The organism is Pseudomonas sp. KCJK8993, from assembly GCF_046230915.1.
Lineage (GTDB): Bacteria > Pseudomonadota > Gammaproteobacteria > Pseudomonadales > Pseudomonadaceae > Aquipseudomonas > Aquipseudomonas piscis.
In genome coordinates this window covers 1-18,201 of sequence record NZ_JBJJLO010000092.1, presented here as the reverse complement: position 1 = coordinate 18,201, position 18,201 = coordinate 1, and the positions used below count along the sequence as shown (strand labels likewise).

At 63.8% G+C, this 18,201-nt stretch carries 14 protein-coding genes and 2 tRNA genes; 8 read left to right on the top strand and 8 right to left on the bottom strand.

All coding sequences use genetic code 11. The features are described from left to right. Positions 1 to 181: 181 nt before the first annotated feature. Positions 182 to 1,990, top strand: coding sequence for a di-heme-cytochrome C peroxidase (locus tag ACK6AU_RS23725; RefSeq protein ID WP_409301758.1), 1,809 nt, complete (start codon positions 182 to 184; stop codon positions 1,988 to 1,990). After that, the gene (locus ACK6AU_RS23720; RefSeq protein WP_409301756.1) at positions 1,987 to 3,156 is read left to right on the top strand and encodes a catalase family protein; all 1,170 of its coding nucleotides are present in this window, start codon (positions 1,987 to 1,989) and stop codon (positions 3,154 to 3,156) included. The genes ACK6AU_RS23725 and ACK6AU_RS23720 overlap by 4 nt, the downstream gene beginning before the upstream one ends. Positions 3,157 to 3,290: 134 nt before the next feature. On the opposite strand, the gene ACK6AU_RS23715 is transcribed toward ACK6AU_RS23720, so the two are convergent. Both ACK6AU_RS23715 and ACK6AU_RS23710 read right to left on the bottom strand, forming a co-directional pair. Continuing rightward, positions 3,291 to 3,367, bottom strand: a tRNA-Asp gene (locus ACK6AU_RS23715). Positions 3,368 to 3,387: 20 nt separating this feature from the next. Then, positions 3,388 to 3,463 (bottom strand) — tRNA-Val (locus ACK6AU_RS23710). 160 nt (positions 3,464 to 3,623) lie between these two features. Between ACK6AU_RS23710 and rdgC the strand changes: the two genes are divergently transcribed. The 3 genes from rdgC to sugE all read left to right on the top strand — a co-directional run bounded on the left by rdgC (position 3,624) and on the right by sugE (position 6,019). Next, positions 3,624 to 4,544: a recombination-associated protein RdgC gene (gene rdgC / locus ACK6AU_RS23705; RefSeq protein WP_409301754.1), complete on the top strand. Its 921-nt coding sequence runs from the start codon at positions 3,624 to 3,626 to the stop codon at positions 4,542 to 4,544. 75 nt (positions 4,545 to 4,619) lie between these two features. Then, entirely contained in the window at positions 4,620 to 5,585 is a 966-nt protein-coding gene (locus ACK6AU_RS23700; protein ID WP_409301752.1) for a bile acid:sodium symporter family protein, read from the top strand. Positions 5,586 to 5,701: 116 nt separating this feature from the next. Then, positions 5,702 to 6,019, top strand: coding sequence for a quaternary ammonium compound efflux SMR transporter SugE (sugE, locus tag ACK6AU_RS23695; protein WP_185699739.1), 318 nt, complete (start codon positions 5,702 to 5,704; stop codon positions 6,017 to 6,019). A 63-nt stretch (positions 6,020 to 6,082) separates the two neighbouring features. On the opposite strand, the gene ACK6AU_RS23690 is transcribed toward sugE, so the two are convergent. The 3 genes from ACK6AU_RS23690 to ACK6AU_RS23680 form a co-directional block, all read right to left on the bottom strand. Beyond that, positions 6,083 to 7,957, bottom strand: a complete 1,875-nt coding sequence (locus ACK6AU_RS23690; protein ID WP_409301750.1) for an MFS transporter — start codon at positions 7,955 to 7,957, stop codon at positions 6,083 to 6,085. Positions 7,958 to 8,039: 82 nt separating this feature from the next. Then, complete coding sequence (locus tag ACK6AU_RS23685; protein ID WP_409301748.1) at positions 8,040 to 9,191, bottom strand: TDT family transporter; 1,152 nt, start codon at positions 9,189 to 9,191, stop codon at positions 8,040 to 8,042. A gap of 108 nt (positions 9,192 to 9,299) precedes the next feature. Continuing rightward, positions 9,300 to 9,611: a cupin gene (locus ACK6AU_RS23680; RefSeq protein ID WP_185699736.1), complete on the bottom strand. Its 312-nt coding sequence runs from the start codon at positions 9,609 to 9,611 to the stop codon at positions 9,300 to 9,302. 187 nt (positions 9,612 to 9,798) lie between these two features. On the opposite strand from ACK6AU_RS23680, the gene ACK6AU_RS23675 reads away from it, so the two are divergent. Beyond that, positions 9,799 to 10,758 (top strand): GlxA family transcriptional regulator, encoded by a 960-nt coding sequence (locus ACK6AU_RS23675; RefSeq protein ID WP_185699735.1) that lies wholly within the window; start codon positions 9,799 to 9,801, stop codon positions 10,756 to 10,758. Between the two features lie 13 nt (positions 10,759 to 10,771). Here ACK6AU_RS23675 and ACK6AU_RS23670 read toward each other — a convergent pair whose 3' ends face one another. Then, positions 10,772 to 11,974 carry an MFS transporter gene (locus tag ACK6AU_RS23670; protein ID WP_409301745.1) on the bottom strand — a complete coding sequence of 401 codons (1,203 nt, stop codon included), beginning with the start codon at positions 11,972 to 11,974 and terminating at the stop codon, positions 10,772 to 10,774. 93 nt (positions 11,975 to 12,067) lie between these two features. On the opposite strand from ACK6AU_RS23670, the gene ACK6AU_RS23665 reads away from it, so the two are divergent. Next, on the top strand, positions 12,068 to 12,640 hold the full coding sequence (locus tag ACK6AU_RS23665; RefSeq protein ID WP_409301743.1) for a TetR/AcrR family transcriptional regulator: 573 nt from the start codon (positions 12,068 to 12,070) through the stop codon (positions 12,638 to 12,640). Positions 12,641 to 12,757: 117 nt separating this feature from the next. Continuing rightward, the gene (locus tag ACK6AU_RS23660) at positions 12,758 to 16,231 is read left to right on the top strand and encodes a PAS domain-containing hybrid sensor histidine kinase/response regulator (protein ID WP_185699732.1); all 3,474 of its coding nucleotides are present in this window, start codon (positions 12,758 to 12,760) and stop codon (positions 16,229 to 16,231) included. 15 nt (positions 16,232 to 16,246) lie between these two features. Here ACK6AU_RS23660 and rmuC read toward each other — a convergent pair whose 3' ends face one another. After that, positions 16,247 to 17,614, bottom strand: a complete 1,368-nt coding sequence (rmuC, locus tag ACK6AU_RS23655) for a DNA recombination protein RmuC (RefSeq protein ID WP_409301768.1) — start codon at positions 17,612 to 17,614, stop codon at positions 16,247 to 16,249. 175 nt (positions 17,615 to 17,789) lie between these two features. Then, positions 17,790 to 18,113: a sel1 repeat family protein gene (locus ACK6AU_RS23650; RefSeq protein WP_185699731.1), complete on the bottom strand. Its 324-nt coding sequence runs from the start codon at positions 18,111 to 18,113 to the stop codon at positions 17,790 to 17,792. Positions 18,114 to 18,201: the final 88 nt, after the last annotated feature.

The window sequence follows — 18,201 nt, the reverse complement described above, 5'->3', positions numbered from 1 at the left end:
GAGCAGTAAACCGCTGATAAGTTCACGTCTTCAAACGCATTTCGTGGTCTGGGATATGCCCCGTCCGGATACATCGCGAGGCGTGTGAAAGAGCGCGAATAACCATAGCGCAAGTAATGGCTACTTGCCGCGTCAGATGAGCTCAGGCATAAGGGAGCGAAATTCGACAAGGAAGTACATCTTGCGCCTCATCTACCGTGTATTGCTGTTGATTGCCGTGCTGATCGGCATCGCCCTGGCCGTGGTCGCCTACTACACCGCCAATCCGAAGCTTCCCGACTATGTGCCTGCCGAAAAAGTGCACTACCTGGACCAATGGGACGCCCAGGATCGCCAGACGTATTACTTCACGCCCCAGGGTACCCAGGTCAAGGGCCTGCGCTATGACTGGTTCGTCGCCCTGGAACTGCCCTTTTCCGAGCAGCCCTTCGCCACCCCCGAGTACCTGGCGCGCTTCGGCTTCCTGGTGGAACCCGGGCAGAAAGCCACGGCGCAAAACCCCGGCAACTTGCCAGTAGGGTTCGCCCGCCACCAGAACCCGGGTAGCCAGGAGCAATACCTGGACATTACCTGCTCGGCCTGCCACACCGGCGAGTTGCGCTTCAACCGCCAGGCCCTGCGGATCGACGGCGGCCCGGCCCAGCATGTGCTGCCATCGAGCGTGCCGACCCTGCGCGGCGGCAGCTTCGGCCAGGCCCTGGTGGCCAGCCTGGCGCTGACCTACTACAACCCGTGGAAATTCGAACGCTTCGCCCGCAAGGTGCTGGGAGCGGACTACGAGCAACGGCACGAACAGTTGCGCAAGGACTTCAAGGTATCGCTGGACACCTTCCTGCGTACGGCCTGGAACGACACCCATCGCGGCCTCTACCCCACCGAGGAAGGCCCTGGCCGCACGGACGCGTTCGGCCGTATCGCCAACGCCAGCTTCGGTGATGCGATTTCCCCGACCAACTACCGGATCGCCAACGCTCCGGTGGACTATCCACAACTCTGGGATATCTGGACCTTCGACTGGGTGCAGTGGAACGGTTCGGCGCAACAGCCCATGGCCCGAAACATCGGCGAAGCTCTGGGCGTGGGCGCGACCCTGAACCTGTTCGACGCCAACGGCCAGCCATTGACCGGTGAGGCACGCTACCCTTCCAGCGTGCGCGTGCGCGATCTCAACCAGATCGAGGAAACCCTGCAGCGCCTCAAGCCGCCTACCTGGCCGGAGGCCTTGCTGGGCAATATCGACAAGCCCCTGGCCGCCAAGGGTCGCACCCTGTTCGCCAGCCACTGCGCCAGCTGCCATGTGCCCGCAGTTAGCGAGAACGACGGCCGGCCGGTACAGCAGGTGAAGATGCTGCCGGTCTCGGTGATCGGCACCGACCCCAACTCGGCCAGCAACATCGCCGACCTGCGTTATGACCTGAGCGCCCTGCAATGGGACACCGCCGAGCTGGCCAAATCCAATGTCGAGCTGCATCCGACCCCCACCGAGCCCCTGGACCTGCGGCAGATGTCGGCCGCCAAGGGCCTGGCGTACATCACCGCTTTCGTCGAGGAGCGCGCCTATCGCGATGCCCAGGTCACGCCCGAAGAACGTCCAAGGCTGGATGGCTACGGCCTGCCGATCGGCGTGCGCGAACTGCGTGCCTACAAGGCCCGCCCGCTGGCCGGGGTCTGGGCGACACCGCCCTACCTGCACAACGGTTCGGTGCCCAACCTCTATCAACTCCTGTCACCCCAGTCGGAACGCGCCACGACCTTCTACCGCGGGACCTTCGAGTACGACCCCAAGCACCTGGGCTATCGCCCGGAAGCGTTCAAGAACGGCTTCGAATTCGATACCCGGATCAGCGGCAACCACAACAGTGGCCACGAATTCCGCGCCGGCCAGCGGGGCAATGGGGTCATCGGCCCGCTATTGCAGCCTGAGGAGCGCTGGGCGCTGCTGGAGTACCTGAAAGTGCTGGGCGGACCGCTGGAGTCGCAACTGCCATGAAACTCGATCTTGCAAGCAAACGCCCTTCCCTGCCGAGCCGGCTCTGGCTGCGCCTGGGCGCGCTACTGGGCAAGCTGCTGTTGCTGCTGGTGGTGCTCGGCCTCGCGGGCTGGGCCTTGGCCAGTATCTGGTTCGCCTGGCAGCATCGCGGCCCGGTCGCGTCACAGGAACAGATCCCCGCGGACGAAGCGGCGCGCACCCAGGACATCATCCAGACCGCCGTGCGCATCGTCGACCAGCATCGCGAGGGGACCCGCTACCTGCGCGACGCCCATGCCAAGGCCCATGGCTGCGTGAAAGCCGAAGTCCAGGTAATCAAGGACCTGGCCCCGGAACTGCGCCAGGGGGTCTTCGCCAACCCGGGGCAAACCTGGCAGGCCACGGTGCGCCTGTCCAATGGCAATGCCTACCCGCAGTTCGACAGCATCCGCGATGCGCGGGGCATGGCGATCAAGCTGCATGAGGTCCCGGGTCGGCAGTTGATGGCTTCGGAGGCGGCGCGCCAGGAACAGGATTTCGTGATGTTCAATCATCCGAACTTCTTCGTCAGCGACGTGGCCGAGTACCAGCAGAACATCGCGGCCCAGGCCGACGGCAAGAAAGTCGGCGCCTTCTTCCCCGCCTGGGACCCGCGCACCTGGCAGGTCCGCCATTTGTTCATCGCCCTGGCGACCCTGGCGCCAGCACCGGCCAGCCCGACCCAGACCACCTACTTCTCGGTCTCGCCCTACAAGTTCGGCAAGGCCAACGCCAAGTTCCGGGTGATGCCGGACCCAGGCAGTTGCCCGGCCTATGATTTACCGGCACAGAACCAGGACCTGCCCAACTTCCTGCGTAGCGCCCTGGTCCAGCAATTGTCCACGGACCGGATCCCGGCGTGCTTCGTCCTGCAGGTACAGCGCCAGGATCCGAACCGTTTCATGCCGATCGAAGACACCAGTATCGAATGGGAGGAAACGGACGCCCCCTTCGAAACCGTGGCACGGGTGACGATTCCCGCCCAGGATTTCGACACTCCGGCGCAGAACCTGGCCTGCGACAACCAGTCGTTCAACCCTTGGTTCGGCCTGGAAGCCCATCGCCCTATCGGCGGCATCAACCGTCTGCGCAAGTCGGTGTACGAGGCCGTCAGCGACTACCGGCATAGCCGCAACGCCGAGCAGTAGGCGCACAAACGAAAAAAGCGGCCCCAGGGGCCGCTTTTTCATTCAAGCACTGGGTAACCCCCAGACAGCAAAAAGCCCGCGTTGAGCGGGCTTTTCGTGGTGACCTGGCGTTCAGTGTTCCAGGCTACCGGATATGGCGCAGCGGACGGGACTCGAACCCGCGACCCCCGGCGTGACAGGCCGGTATTCTAACCGACTGAACTACCGCTGCGCGTAACACTATCGAACGAATGGTGGGTGATGACGGGATCGAACCGCCGACCCTCTGCTTGTAAGGCAGATGCTCTCCCGGCTGAGCTAATCACCCTTCTCGTTCGGTGTGGCGCGCATTCTACGGAGCAGAATGCGCTCTGGCAAGCACTTTTTATAATAATTTTTTCAGCCCTTCCAAAGGCTTAGCGAAGGGTTGGCCTGAGCGACAGCGAAGAGAATAATGCCCTCCTTTGTATAAAGGAGAGATTCACCCCATGTGGTTCAAAAACCTGCTGATCTATCGCCTGACCCAAGATCTGCCCGTTGATGCTGAGGCGCTGGAAACTGCACTGGCGACCAAACTGGCGCGTCCCTGTGCAAGCCAGGAGTTGACCACTTACGGTTTCGTCGCCCCTTTCGGCAAGGGTGAGGATGCTCCGCTGGTGCACGTCAGCCAGGACTTCATGCTGGTGGCGGCACGCAAGGAAGAACGCATCCTGCCCGGCAGCGTGGTCCGCGACGCAGTCAAGGAGAAAGTCGAGGAGATCGAGGCCGAGCAGATGCGCAAGGTCTACAAGAAGGAGCGCGACCAGATCAAGGATGAAATCATCCAGGCCTTCCTCCCCCGCGCCTTCATCCGCCGTTCTTCGACCTTCGCCGCCATCGCGCCGAAACAGGGCCTGATCCTGGTGAACTCGGCCAGCCCCAAGCGTGCCGAAGACTTGCTCTCCACCCTGCGCGAAGTACTCGGCACCCTACCGGTCCGGCCGCTGACGGTGAAGACCGCGCCGACCGCGATCATGACCGACTGGGTCAAGACCCAACAGGCCGCCGACGACTTCTTCGTCCTCGACGAATGCGAACTGCGCGATACCCACGAAGACGGCGGCATCGTGCGCTGCAAGCGCCAGGACCTGACCAGCGAGGAAATCCAGCTGCACCTGAGCACCGGCAAGGTGGTCACCCAACTGTCCCTGGCCTGGCAGGACAAGCTGTCCTTCGTGCTGGACGACAAGATGGTGGTCAAGCGCCTGAAGTTCGAGGACCTGCTGCAAACCCAGGCCGAGGAAGAGGGTGGCGACGAGGCCCTGGGCCAGCTCGATGCCAGCTTCACCCTGATGATGCTGACCTTCGGCGAGTTCCTCCCGGCGCTGTTCGAGGCCCTGGGCGGCGAAGAGATCCCGCAGGGTATCTGACGCCCTGGCCGGACAGCCCATCGCACCACACGCCACCGCCTTCGGTGGCGTTTTCATATATATGAGGAACAGGCCATGCGCGCACTGGTTGCACTGAGTCGCTTCGTCGGCAACACCTTCGCCTACTGGGTGCTGGTCTTCGCGGTACTGGCGTTTTTCCAGCCGACCTGGTTCATCGGCCTCAAGGCCGCCATTGTGCCGCTGTTGGGCTTGGTGATGTTCGGCATGGGCCTGACCCTGAAGCTCGAGGACTTCGCCGAAGTCGCCCGCCATCCCTGGCGAGTGGCCCTGGGGGTGGTGGCGCATTTCGTCATCATGCCCGGAGTGGCCTGGGCGCTTTGCCAGGTATTCGAGCTGCCCCCCGAGATCGCCGTCGGGGTCATCCTGGTCGGCTGCTGCCCGAGCGGCACCGCGTCCAACGTCATGACCTGGCTGGCCCGGGGCGACCTCGCCTTGTCGGTGGCCATCGCCGCCGTGACCACCCTGCTCGCGCCATTGCTGACGCCTGCCTTGATCTGGCTGCTGGCTTCGGCTTGGCTGCCGGTGTCCTTCATGGAGCTGTTCTGGTCGATTATGCAAGTGGTGCTGCTGCCGATCGTGCTCGGCGTCATGGCCCAGCGCTTGCTGGGCCAGCGGGTACGGCATGCGGTGGAGGTGCTGCCGCTGGTGTCGGTGCTGAGCATCGTCATCATCGTCGCCGCGGTGGTCGCCGCCAGCCAGGCGAAGATCGCCGAGTCCGGCCTGCTGATCATGGCCGTGGTGATGCTGCATAACAGCTTCGGTTTCCTGCTGGGCTATTTCACCGGGCGCCTGTTCAAGCTACCGCTGGCCCAGCGCAAATCCCTGGCACTGGAGGTCGGCATGCAGAACTCCGGTCTCGGAGCCGCCCTGGCCAGTGCGCACTTCTCGCCATTGGCAGCGGTGCCCAGTGCCCTGTTCAGCGTCTGGCACAACATTTCCGGGGCCTTGCTCGCGACCTTCTTTCGCCGCATGGACGAACCCAGCGACGCCAAGGTGCAAGCACCAAACGCCGGCGCCTGAAAAACCTCTGCTACCCTGGTCGATTTGCGCAGTATAATGCGCAACGTGGGGACGACCCCGCCGCTCGAGTCGAGTGAGTATTTACGGGGACGACCCCATCAACCAATGAGGTCAGCATGTCCTGGATCATTCTGTTTTTCGCCGGCCTGTTCGAAGTGGGCTGGGCGGTTGGCCTGAAGTACACCGAGGGTTTCAGCCGTCCACTGCCCACTGCCTTGACCATCCTTGCCATGGCCATCAGCCTGGGCCTGCTGGGCCTGGCCGTGAAGGAGCTGCCACTGGGCACCGCCTATGCCATCTGGACCGGCGTCGGCGCGGTGGGAACGGTGATCGCCGGCATTATCCTGTTCGGCGAATCCATGGCCTTGGTACGCCTGGCCAGCGTGGCCTTGATCATCCTCGGCCTGGTGGGCCTGAAAGTCAGCGCCGCCTGACGACACCCGCGCAGAAACAACAACGCCCGCGACATCGCGGGCGTTGTTTTATCCACCGATCACTCAGCGTCGCGTGCCCCGCAGCTCGCCCACCACCGTCTGCAACTGGGCCGGTTCCGCCGCCTCCACCGTGACTGGCGAGCCAGCCACCAGGGTGATCCGCGACCAGAAACGATGGAAGAACCCCTTGTTCGGGTCGCGGCTGAAGAAGCTCCCCCACAGTCCTTGCAAGGCCAAGGGAATCACCGGCACCGGGGTTTCCTCGAGAATCCGCGTCAGGCCGCCCTTGAACTCGTTGATCTCGCCATCGGCGGTCAGCTTGCCCTCGGGAAAGATGCACACCAGCTCACCATCGCGCAGGTACTCGGCAATCTGCTTGAAGGCCTTTTCGTAGGTCTCCAGGTCTTCATGGCGAGCGGCAATGGGAATGGTCCCGGCAGTGCGGAAGATGAAGTTCAGCACGGGCAGGTTATAGATCTTGTAGTACATCACGAAGCGAATCGGCCGACGCACCGCGCCCCCAATCAGCAAGGCATCGACAAAGGACACATGGTTGCATACCAGCAACGCTGCGCCTTCATCGGGAATCTGCTCCAGGTTGCGATGCTCCACACGGTACATGGAATGGCTGAGCAGCCAGATCATGAAACGCATGCTGAACTCGGGCACCACTTTGAAGATGTAGACGTTGACCGCGATATTGAGCAGCGATACCACCAGGAACAGGTGCGGAATGCTCAGCTTGGCCATGCTCAGCAGCACAATGGAGACAATCGCCGAAACCACCATGAACAGCGCATTGAGGATGTTGTTGGCGGCAATCACCCGCGCCCGCTCGTGCTCCGGGGTCCGCGACTGGATCAGGGCATACAACGGCACGATGTAGAAACCGCCGAAGATTCCCAGGCCCAGGACATCCAGCAGCACCCACCAGGCATGGGAGAAACCCAGCACTTCGATCCAACCGTGACCGGTAGCACTCTCAGGAATACCGCCGGAGTGCCACCACAGGAGCAGGCCGAATATCGTGAGACCCAGCGAACCGAAGGGCACCAGCCCGATCTCCACCTTACGTCCCGAAAGCTTCTCGCACAGCATCGATCCCATGGCGATGCCCACCGAGAACACGGTGAGGATCAGGGTTACCACCGTTTCGTCGCCGTGCATCCATTCCTTGGCATAAGCCGGGATCTGGGTCAGGTAGATCGCCCCGACGAACCAGAACCAGGAATTGCCGACGATCGAGCGCGACACCGCCGGTGTCTGGCCCAAGCCCAGGCGCAGGGTCGCCCAGGACTGGCTGAAGATGTTCCAGTTCAGGCGCAATTGTGGAGTGGCCGCGGCCGCCCGGGGAATGGCCCGGCTGGCCAGGTAGCCCAGCACCGCGACGCCGATCATGGCAGCCGAGACGATCGCCGCGTAATGCGCCGAGGACATCATGATCCCGGCGCCGATGGTGCCCGCCAGGATCGCCAGGAAGGTCCCCATCTCCACCAGGCCGTTGCCGCCCACCAGCTCTTCTTCACGCAGGGCCTGGGGCAGGATCGAATACTTGACCGGGCCGAACAGCGCCGAGTGGGTCCCCATGGCGAACAGCGCCAGCAGCATCAACGACAGGTGATCGAAGGCGAACCCCACGGCCCCTACCACCATGATCACGATCTCTCCCAGCTTGATCAGGCGGATCAACGCATCCTTGGCGAACTTCTCGCCGAACTGCCCGGCCAGCGCCGAAAACAGGAAGAACGGCAGGATGAACAGTAAGGCGCAGAGGTTGACCCAGATCGAGCGGTCGCCCTCGATGCTCAACTTGTAGAGGATGGCCAGGATCAGCGACTGCTTGAAGATGTTGTCGTTGAAGGCGCCGAGGGACTGGGTGATGAAAAACGGCAGGAAACGCCGCTTGCGAAGCAAGGTGAACTGCGAGGGGTGACTCATCTTCCGTGTTCCTGAGTGGCGAGGATACTGTTATTGGAATGCCGAACATCGATCCAGGCCACACCTTACCTGTGTTTGCCGATTATTTATGTAGGCCGGCAATGCATGGCGAAACAAATAGCTCGCCTTTATAGGCCCCCTGCAGCGTGCGCTTGGCGACGATCAGCCACATCACCGCCAGGGCCGCCACCAGCACCGCCCCCACCACATTGAAGAAACCCAGGTGCAACGTGCTGCCCAACTTGAGGGTCGCCAGCGAGTACACGCCCAACGGGAAGGTGAATCCCCACCAGCCGAGGTTGAAGGGGATGCCTTCGTTCAGGTAGCGCCGGGTGATCAGCACCGCCATCAGCATCCACCACAGGCCGAAGCCCCACAGGGTCAAGCCTGCCACCAGCCCCAGGCCGGCGGCGATCTCGCCGATGCCCGGCAGGCCATTGGCGGCGAAGATCGCCGGGGCGTCCGCGCCCAGCACCAGCATGCCCAGGGCGCCGGTACCGATCGGCCCCAGGGCCAGCCAGCTGGAGGCGGCCATGCTTTCATGGGGCAGCTTGTGCAAGGCCATGCGCAGCAACAGGATGGTGAGGATGCTGAACGCCACCGGCAGCGAAAAAGCCCATAGCACGTAGCTGGTACTCAACATCACCAGCTGCGCGTGAGCATCCAGCAGATGCGGAGCCAGCAACCCGCCGCTGGCCGCAGCCACCTCGGCCGCCACCACGGGCAGCAGCCAGACTGCGGTCATCTGGTCGATGCTGTGCTCCTGGCGGGTGAACATCATGTAGGGAATCAGCACCCCGCAAGCCAGGGACATGGCCACATCCAGCCACCAGAGCACTTGGGCCGGCAGCAACACCGCATCGCCCCAGTGGCCACGACCGAACAGCAACAAACCGTTGATGATGGTCGCCAGCCCCATGGGAATGGTGCCGAAGAACATCGAGACCGTGGAGTGTCCGAAGATCCGCCGCGCCTCATCGAAGAACATCACCCAGCGGGCGGTGTACATCGCGCTGAACAACAAGAACAGGACAATGGTCAGCCACCAGAAGCCCTCCGCCACCAGGCACAGCCCTGGGACCTCGACTGGCCATTGGGCCAGGGCCAGGGCCAGGACACCGGTGCCCATGGTGGCGGCGAACCAGTTGGGGGTGAATTGGCGAATGGCTTCGCGGGGGTGTTGCAGATGGCTCAACGGCCGGCGGCCGGCCTTGACGCTTTGGCTACATGTCACGATGGGTTCTCCTGTCCTCGGAAGAGGTTGAGGCCATGGTAGAACCTAATCGAATATCTATATAACGGGTAATTTCTCTATCTGTTATCTGTTTTATAGATAAAAGACTCAGATACTGCCCTCGGATTCGATCACCAGCACTCGGGCGACACCCTGGGGATGAGCCACGTGTTCGGTTCCTACAGAGGCATGGAAGATATCGCCCACCTCCAGCAATACCGCCTGCTCCAGGCCATTGTCGCGATAGCGCATCTGCACCCGGCCATCCAGCACCACGAAAACCTCCTCCCCCGTATTGACGTGCCAGCGGTAGGGCTGGTCGGTCCAGTGCAGGCGCGTGCTGATGCCATTCATGCAGGCGATATCCAGGGCCGCCCAGGCGCGCTCGCCGACAAAGTCGACACTGCGAATGACCTTCATGAGCGGCACTCCACACAGGCGGCGAAACCCAGTCCGGGGCCATGCAAGAAGCGAAGGATCCAGGCCATGCCGGCCTCCTCGGGAGCAGGAAACGAGTACCAATGCTGAGCCAGGGCAATGCGACAAAGAAGTGGCCCAATAGCCACGCTTCGATAGAATCAGGCCAATTTTTCCGAGCACCTGCGACATGCACAAGCCCATCCGCATTGCGGTAATCGCCTTTGACGGCATCAGCCCGTTTCACCTCTCGGTACCGTTGCTGGTGTTCGCAGAACACAACCAGCAACTCGAGCTGCCGAGCTTCCAGGTGCGGGTCTGCGCATTTGAACAGCCGCCGCTGCGCACGTCGGCCGGCTTCGATATCACCGCCCACCATGATCTGGATGAGCTGCGCGAGGCCGATGTGATTGTCATGCCGTCCTGGCGCGATAGCCTCGAGCGACCGCCACAGGAGTTGCTCGACGCCCTGTGCCACGCCCACGGGCGCGGGGCCCGGCTGCTGGGGTTGTGCCTGGGAGCCTTCGTCCTGGCGGAGACCGGCCTGCTGGACGGCCAGCCGGCCACGACCCACTGGCGCTGGGCGCCGGTCTTCGCCCAAAGGTATCCCCGGGTCGCCCTGGATGCCGATGTGCTGTACGCCGCAGCCGGCAACCTGCTGACATCCGCCGGCACTGTCGCCGGCCTGGATTGCTGTCTCTACCTGCTGCAACAGCTCTGTGGGGCGCAGGCCACCCACAAGCTGGCCCGACACCTGGTGATCGCCCCGCATCGCTCTGGCGGCCAGGCGCAGTTCATCGAACGCGCGATGCCCAAGGGTGGCGAACGGGATCGCATGGCGCCGCTACTGCAATGGCTGGAACAGCACTTTGCCCAAGAGCACTCCCTGGACGCCCTGGCCGCGCGGGTGGCCATGAGCCGGCGCTCGTTCACCCGGCACTTTCGCCAACTGACCGGCACCACTGTCGGCCAATGGCTACTTGGACGACGCCTGAGCCATGCCCAACGCCTGCTGGAAACCAGCCAGCAGGGCATCGAGGCCATCGCCCTGGCTTCGGGTTTTACCAGTGCCCTGTCGATGCGCCAGCACTTCACGGGTGTGTTGCAGCTTTCTCCTTCGGCCTACCGGGCGCAATTTCGCCGCTCTTGAAATGCCGGGCTCATCACCCTGGTTCGCCACAAGCCACCACCGGGCGCTGGCGCAGCAAAACCAGCAAGGCACCCAGGGACAAAAGGATCAGCACCGCGCCGTAACCATCGGTGGTGGCGACCAGGCCGAAGCTGCGCGCCAGCCCTCCTGCCAGCAATGCCGGCAGGCAGAACGCCAGGTAGCTCAGGACATAGAACGCCGACAGCAGCCCGGCTCGCTCGTGGGGCAAGGCCAGGGGCACCACACTGCGCAGAGCGCCGAGGAAACCGCCGCCGAAACCGCTGCCCAGCACCAGGGTGCCGAAGAAGAACAGCGGCAGGCTGGCGCTGTGCACCGCCGCCAGGATCAGCGCCATGCCCAGGGCCAGCAACCCGGCCCCCAGGCGCAAGACCCCAGCGGGATGCCGCTCGCGCAGGGAGTAGATCATCAGCGCACCGCTGAGCGTCAGCACGGCGACCAGTCCGCCGCCGATCAGGTTCGAGGCAGAGCCAGTGGCGGCTCGCACCAGGGACGGCGCCAGGGACAAATAGAAGCCACCCACCGCCCAGACCGCCACATCCACCGGCAGCGCCAGCCATAGCGCGCGCCGCGCCTGCACCGGCACCTGCAGGGTCGGGCGTAGCGAGGCCCAGACTCCGGGTTGCGCGCTGACACTTTCCGGCAGGCGCCAGAGGTACAAGGCCTGCGCCACGAACAAGCCCAGGAGCAGCCAATAGCTCAATTGCAGCGGCAGCGGCGCGAACTCCACCAGCATGCTGGCGCCCATGGCTCCGCAGGCCATGCCCAGCAACGGCGCAATGCTGTTGACCAAGGGGCCCTGCCGGCGATCGGTATCCAGCAGCGCGGCTCCCAGGGCGCTGGTGGCCATGCCGGTAGCGAACCCCTGGACCATGCGTGCGGCGATCAGCCAATACACGCTGCTTTCATTGATGAACAGCAGCATCGCCAGGATATTGAGCAGCAGGCCGGCAAAAATCACCGGCCGGCGCCCCAGGTAGTCCGACAACGAACCTACCGTCAGCAACGCCGCCAAAAGGCTCATGGCATAGACGCCGAAGACCAGCGTCAGCATCGCCGCAGAAAAATGCAGGCGTTGCTGGTACAGGTGGTACAAGGGAGTCGGCACGCTGGACGCGGCCAGGAAACCCAACAGGGTCACGGCCAGGAACAACAGGCTGCAACGATTGAACACGCGAGTGTCGATGGCACCGGGCATAGGGCACGCTCCACTAAAGCTAATATTTTGCTTTTGCGGAGTGTGCTACTGCCCGGCGCTTAAAGCAAATTCTTTGTGTTAAGGTTCGACCCCATGGTTATCAAAGAAGGTTTACGCCCAGGCGGCCGCAGCGCCCGGGTCCAGGAATCCATCCACCGGGCAGTGCGCGAGCTTCTTGAAGAACAGGAACGCTCGACCCTGACCGTCCCGCAGATCGCCACTCGTGCCGGCGTCACCCCCTCGACCATCTACCGGCGCTGGGGCGACCTAGCAACCTTGCTCGCCGACGTCGCCCTGGCCCACATGCGCCCGGACAGCGAGCCGGCAAACACCGGCAGCCTGCGTGGCGACCTGCTGGCCTGGGCCGAACAGTACCTGGATGAAATGAGCTCCGAGCCCGGGCGCAACATGATGCGCGACGTCCAATGCAGCGCCACCCCGGGTTATTGCGCGACCCTCCTCGGCGGCCAGTTGCAGATCATCCTCGACCGTTATCGAACCAGCGCAGGCAAGCTGCCGGACGTGGATCGGCTGCTGAACCTGATCGTGGCGCCCACGGTGTTCCGCATCCTGTTCGCCGCCGCGCCCCTCCAGGTCCAGGAGCTCCACGAGCTGGTCGATATCGCCCTGGGCCCGGCTTCCGAAACCCGCTCCCCGCCTGGCTGAACCGCCCCTGCGACATCAGGCCGCGCTGATACCTTGGTCGACACTGACGACGACTCGACATCGTGCCAGACTGTCTGGCCGGGCTGACGTGCCCGGTGCATCTGTTTCGGAGTTCCCATGTCGTTGTCCAGCGGGCTGATTGCAGCCGTTGCCCTGGCCTATATGGCCATCATGTTCGCCATCGCCTTCTACGGCGACCGCCGCAGTGCGCCCCTTCCGCCGCGCGTGCGGGCCTGGGTGTACAGCCTGTCGCTGGCGGTGTACTGCACCAGCTGGACCTTCTTCGGCGCCGTGGGCCAGGCCACCGAACAACTCTGGGCCTTCCTGCCGATCTACCTGGGACCGATCCTGCTGCTGGTATTCGCCCCCTGGGTGCTGCAGAAGATGGTGATGATCAGCAAGCAGGAAAACATCACCTCCATCGCCGACTTCATCGCCGCTCGCTACGGTAAATCCCAGTCCCTGGCCGTGGTGGTGGCGCTGATCTGCCTGGTGGGGGTACTGCCCTACATTGCCCTGCAGCTCAAAGGCATCGTGCTCGGGGTCAACCTGCTGATCGGCGCCGGCGCCGATACCATGGGCACCCGCGCCCAGGACACGGCGCTGATCGTGTCGCTGATCCTGGCCCTGTTCACCATCGTCTTCGGCACTCGCAACCTGGACGCCACCGAGCACCACCGGGGCATGGTGCTGGCGATCGCCTTCGAATCCCTGGTCAAGCTGTTCGCCTTCCTCGCGGTAGGCGTGTTCGTCACCTACGGCCTGTACGACGGTTTCGACGATCTGTTCAGCCAGGCCATGCTGGCCCCGCGCCTGGAGCAGTATTGGGAAGAGACCGTCAACTGGCCGTCGATGGTGGTGCAGACCGCAGTGGCGATGATGGCGATCATCTGCCTGCCCCGGCAGTTCCACGTCACCGTGGTGGAAAACATCGAGCCCCAGGACCTGCGCCTGGCCAAATGGGTATTCCCGGCCTACCTGGCCCTGGCCGCGCTGTTCGTGGTGCCCATTGCCCTGGCCGGGCAGATGCTCTTGCCCAGCAGCGTGTTGCCGGACTCCTTCGTCATCAGCCTGCCCCTGGCCCAGGCCCATCCGGCCCTGGCCCTGCTGGCCTTCATCGGCGGTGCGTCGGCGGCCACCGGCATGGTGATCGTCGCCAGCGTGGCGCTGTCGACCATGGTCTCCAACGACATGCTGCTGCCCTGGCTGCTGCGGCACAACAATGCCGAGCGCCCGTTCGAAGTGTTCCGTCACTGGATGCTCTCGGTACGCCGGGTGAGCATCGTCGTCATCCTGCTGCTGGCCTATGTCAGCTACCGCCTGCTCGGTTCCACCGCGAGCCTGGCCACCATCGGCCAGATCGCCTTCGCCGCCGTGACCCAGCTGGCACCGGCCATGGTCGGCGCGCTGTACTGGAAACAGGCCAACCGCCGTGGCGTGTTCGCCGGCCTGGCCGCCGGCACCTTCATCTGGTTCTACACCCTGGTACTGCCGCTGGCGGCCCATAGCCTGGGCTGGTCGCTGAACAGCTTCCCGGGCCTGGCCTGGCTGCACAGCAACCCGCTGAACCTGCCGATCACGCCGCTGACCCAGGGCGTGGTGCTGTCCATGACCGGAAACTTCACCCTGTTCGCCTGGGTCTCGGTCCTGTCGCGCACCCGGGTTTCGGAGCATTGGCAAGCCGGGCGCTTCATCGGCCAGGAAATCAGCGGTCGCCTGAGTTCGCGCTCGATGCTGGCGGTGCAGATCGACGACCTGCTCAAGCTGGCCGCGCGCTTTGTCGGCGAGGAACGCGCCCGCCAGAGCTTCATTCGTTTCGCCTACCGCCAGGGCAAAGGCTTCAACCCGAACCAGAACGCCGACGGTGAATGGATCGCCCATACCGAACGCCTGCTGGCGGGCGTACTGGGGGCCTCATCGACCCGGGCGGTGGTCAAGGCGGCCATCGAAGGCCGGGACATGCAGCTCGAAGACGTGGTGCGCATCGCCGACGAAGCCTCCGAGGTCTTGCAGTTCAACCGCGCCCTGTTGCAAGGCGCGATCGAGAACATCAGCCAGGGCATCAGCGTGGTGGACCAGTCCCTCAAGCTGGTGGCCTGGAACCGGCGCTACCTGGAACTGTTCAACTATCCCGAGGGGCTGATCAGCGTCGGCCGGCCGATCGCCGACATCATCCGCCACAATGCCGAGCGTGGCCTGTGCGGCCCCGGTGAAGCGGAAGTGCACGTGGCCAGGCGTCTGCACTGGATGCGCCAGGGCCGCGCCCACACTTCCGAGCGATTGTTCCCCAATGGCCGGGTGATCGAGCTGATCGGCAACCCCATGCCCGGCGGCGGCTTCGTCATGAGCTTCACCGACATCACCCCGTTTCGCGAGGCCGAGCAGGCCCTGACCGAAGCCAACGAGGGCCTGGAACAACGGGTGGCGGAACGTACCCATGAACTGTCGCAACTCAACGCCGCGCTGATCGAGGCCAAGGGCACCGCCGAGGCAGCCAACCAGTCCAAGACCCGCTTCCTGGCCGCGGTCAGTCACGACCTGATGCAGCCACTGAACGCCGCGCGATTGTTTTCCGCCGCCCTCTCCCACCAGGAAGACGGCCTGTCCGCCGAGGCCCAGCAACTGGTGCAACACCTGGACAGCTCGCTGCGTTCGGCCGAAGACCTGATCAGCGACCTGCTGGACATCTCGCGCCTGGAGAACGGCAAGATCACTCCGGACCGCAAGCCCTTCGTCCTCAATGAACTGTTCGACACCCTGGGCACGGAGTTCAAGGTCCTGGCCCAGGAACAGGGCCTGCAGTTCCGGGTGCGCGGCAGCCACCTGCGCATCGACAGCGACAGCAAGCTGCTGCGCCGGGTGCTGCAGAACTTCCTGACCAATGCCTTCCGTTACGCCAAGGGCCCGGTCCTGCTGGGTGTGCGCCGCCGAGGCGATTCGTTGAGCCTGGAAGTCTGGGACCGCGGCCCCGGCATTCCGCTGGACAAGCAGCAGGTGATCTTCGAGGAGTTCAAGCGCCTGGACAGCCACCAGACCCGAGCCGAAAAAGGCCTGGGGCTGGGCCTGGCGATCGCCGACGGTCTGTGCCGGGTGCTGGGGCATCCGCTGCAGGTACGCTCCTGGCCCGGCAAAGGCAGCGTATTCAGTGTCAGCGTGCCCCTGGCGCGCAGCGGCACAGTGGCCCCGGGCAAGGTCGCGGAGAGCAACGGGCAGTCGCTCAACGGCGGACAAGTGCTCTGCCTGGATAATGAAGACAGCATCCTGATCGGCATGAACAGCCTGCTGCGCCGCTGGGGCTGCCAGGTCTGGACCGCCCGCAACCGCGAGGAGTGCGCTGCGCTGCTCAAGGAAGGCATCCGCCCGCAACTGGCGCTAGTGGACTACCACCTGGACGATGGCGAAACCGGAACCGAGGTCATGGCCTGGCTGCGCACCCAATTGGGCGAACCGGTACCCGGCGTGGTGATCAGCGCCGATGGCCGCCCGGAGATGGTCGCCCAGGTACATGCGGCAGGCTTGGACTACCTGGCCAAGCCGGTGAAGCCCGCGGCCTTGCGCGCCCTGCTCAGCCGGCACCTGCCCCTGGGCTGAGGCGCGCCGGACGACTCAGTCCGGCAGTTCCAGCTCGCGGCCATCGGCATCGGTCATGGCCCGCTCCAGCAGATCCGCCGGCAAGCTCTTGCTGGCACGCGCGCCGAGCAGCTTGAGCTGCTCGCTGCGGCTGATCAGGTTGCCGCGGCCCTCGGTCAGCTTGTTGCGTGCCGCCGCGTAGGCTTTGTCCAGCTGCTGCAAACGATTGCCGACCTCATCCAGGTCCTGGATGAACAGCACGAACTTGTCGTACAGCCAGCCCGCCCGCTCGGCGATTTCCCGCGCGTTCTGACTCTGGCGCTCCTGTTTCCACAGGCTGTCGATCACCCGCAGGGTGGCGAGCAAGGTGGTCGGGCTGACGATCACGATATGCCGGTCGAAGGCTTCCTGGAACAGATTGGGCTCGGCCTGCAATGCCGCGGAAAAAGCGCCTTCGACCGGTACGAACAAGAGCACGAAATCCAGGCTGTGCAAACCTTCCAGGCGCTTGTAGTCCTTGCCGGCCAGGCCCTTGACATGATTGCGCAGGGACAGCACGTGCTGCTTCAGAGCGGCCTGGGCAAGCTGAGGGTCGTCACAGCCGACATACTGCTGATAAGCCGTGAGGCTGACCTTGGAATCCACCACCACCTGCTTGTCGCCGGGCAGCATGATCAGCACATCGGGCTGGAATCGCTCGCCATCCGGCCCCTTGAGGCTGACCTGGGTCTGGTATTCGCGGCCCTTTTCCAGGCCGGCATGCTCCAGCACCCGCTCGAGGATCAGTTCGCCCCAGTTGCCCTGGGTTTTCTGGCCCTTGAGGGCACGGGTCAGGTTGGTGGCCTCATCGCTCAGGCGCAGGTTCAGTTGTTGCAGGCGCTCCAGCTCCTTGGCCAGGGAAAACCGTTCGCGGGCCTCGGACTGATAACTCTCCTCCACGCGCTTTTCGAAGGCCTGGATACGCTCCTTCAGTGGGTCCAGCAACTGCCCCAGGCGCTGCTGGCTGGTTTCGGCGAAGCGCTGTTCACGCTCATCGAAGATCTTGCTCGCCAACTCGGCGAACTGGGCTCGCAGCTCGTCCCGGGAGCCCTGCAGGTCCGTGAGACGTTGTTGATGGCTGTCCTGCTGCTCGCGCAGTTCTGCAGCCAGCGAGGCCACCTGGGCATACAACCGGCGTAATTCGTTTTCCTTGGCAGCGCGCTCCAGGCTCCAGGCATGGGCCGCATCACGGGCGTTGTCGCGCTCGATCTGCAACAACTCCACCTCGCGTCCCAGGGCCGCCAGATCCGCCTGCTTGAGGGCATTGGCCTGGCTCAGGTCGCTGACTTCATCACGACTGGCATCCAGTTGCGCCAGCAGCCCTTCCTGGGCCATCTGGGCGGTGGCCAGGCGTTCCTCCAGCAAAGACAATTCGGTTTGGCTGGAACTGGCACGCCGCTGCAGTTGCCAGGCCAATGCCAGCAGTGGCACCGCAGCCGCCGCCAGGCCAAGCAAGATGCTGGTCAAGTCCATAGCCATAGCGAGTCCTGACATCCAGAAAAGAAATGAAGGTTAACCAAGCCGCCAGGGGTTGGACAGCTCAGTCCTCGATCCGACCCAGCTCTTGTTGTGCGTCACGATCGCCGGCGCGAGCGGCCTGGCGCAGCAGGTCATGGCCGATACGGCGGTCCCGGGCATTGCCGCATTCGCGACACATCAATTGGCCCAGCCGGCTCTGAGCGGCGACCACGCCTTCGCGGGCCGGCTGCTTGAGCAAGCGCCCGGCGAAGTGCTTGACGCTGGAGCTATGTCCGAGACGCGGATTGTCCAGCAACCACAGGGCAACCCGCAGAGAGAAGCGCTTGGGTTCGGTAACACTTTCAGAGGTTGCGGTAACAGAGGGTGATACTGAGCGAAACTTCATAAAGCACTGTGGGACAGATCGGAAGGCGCGCCACTCTACTCCTTTTTTTGTCTGGGTAAAGCTCAAAAGAGCCAGCACGCCCGTCCTA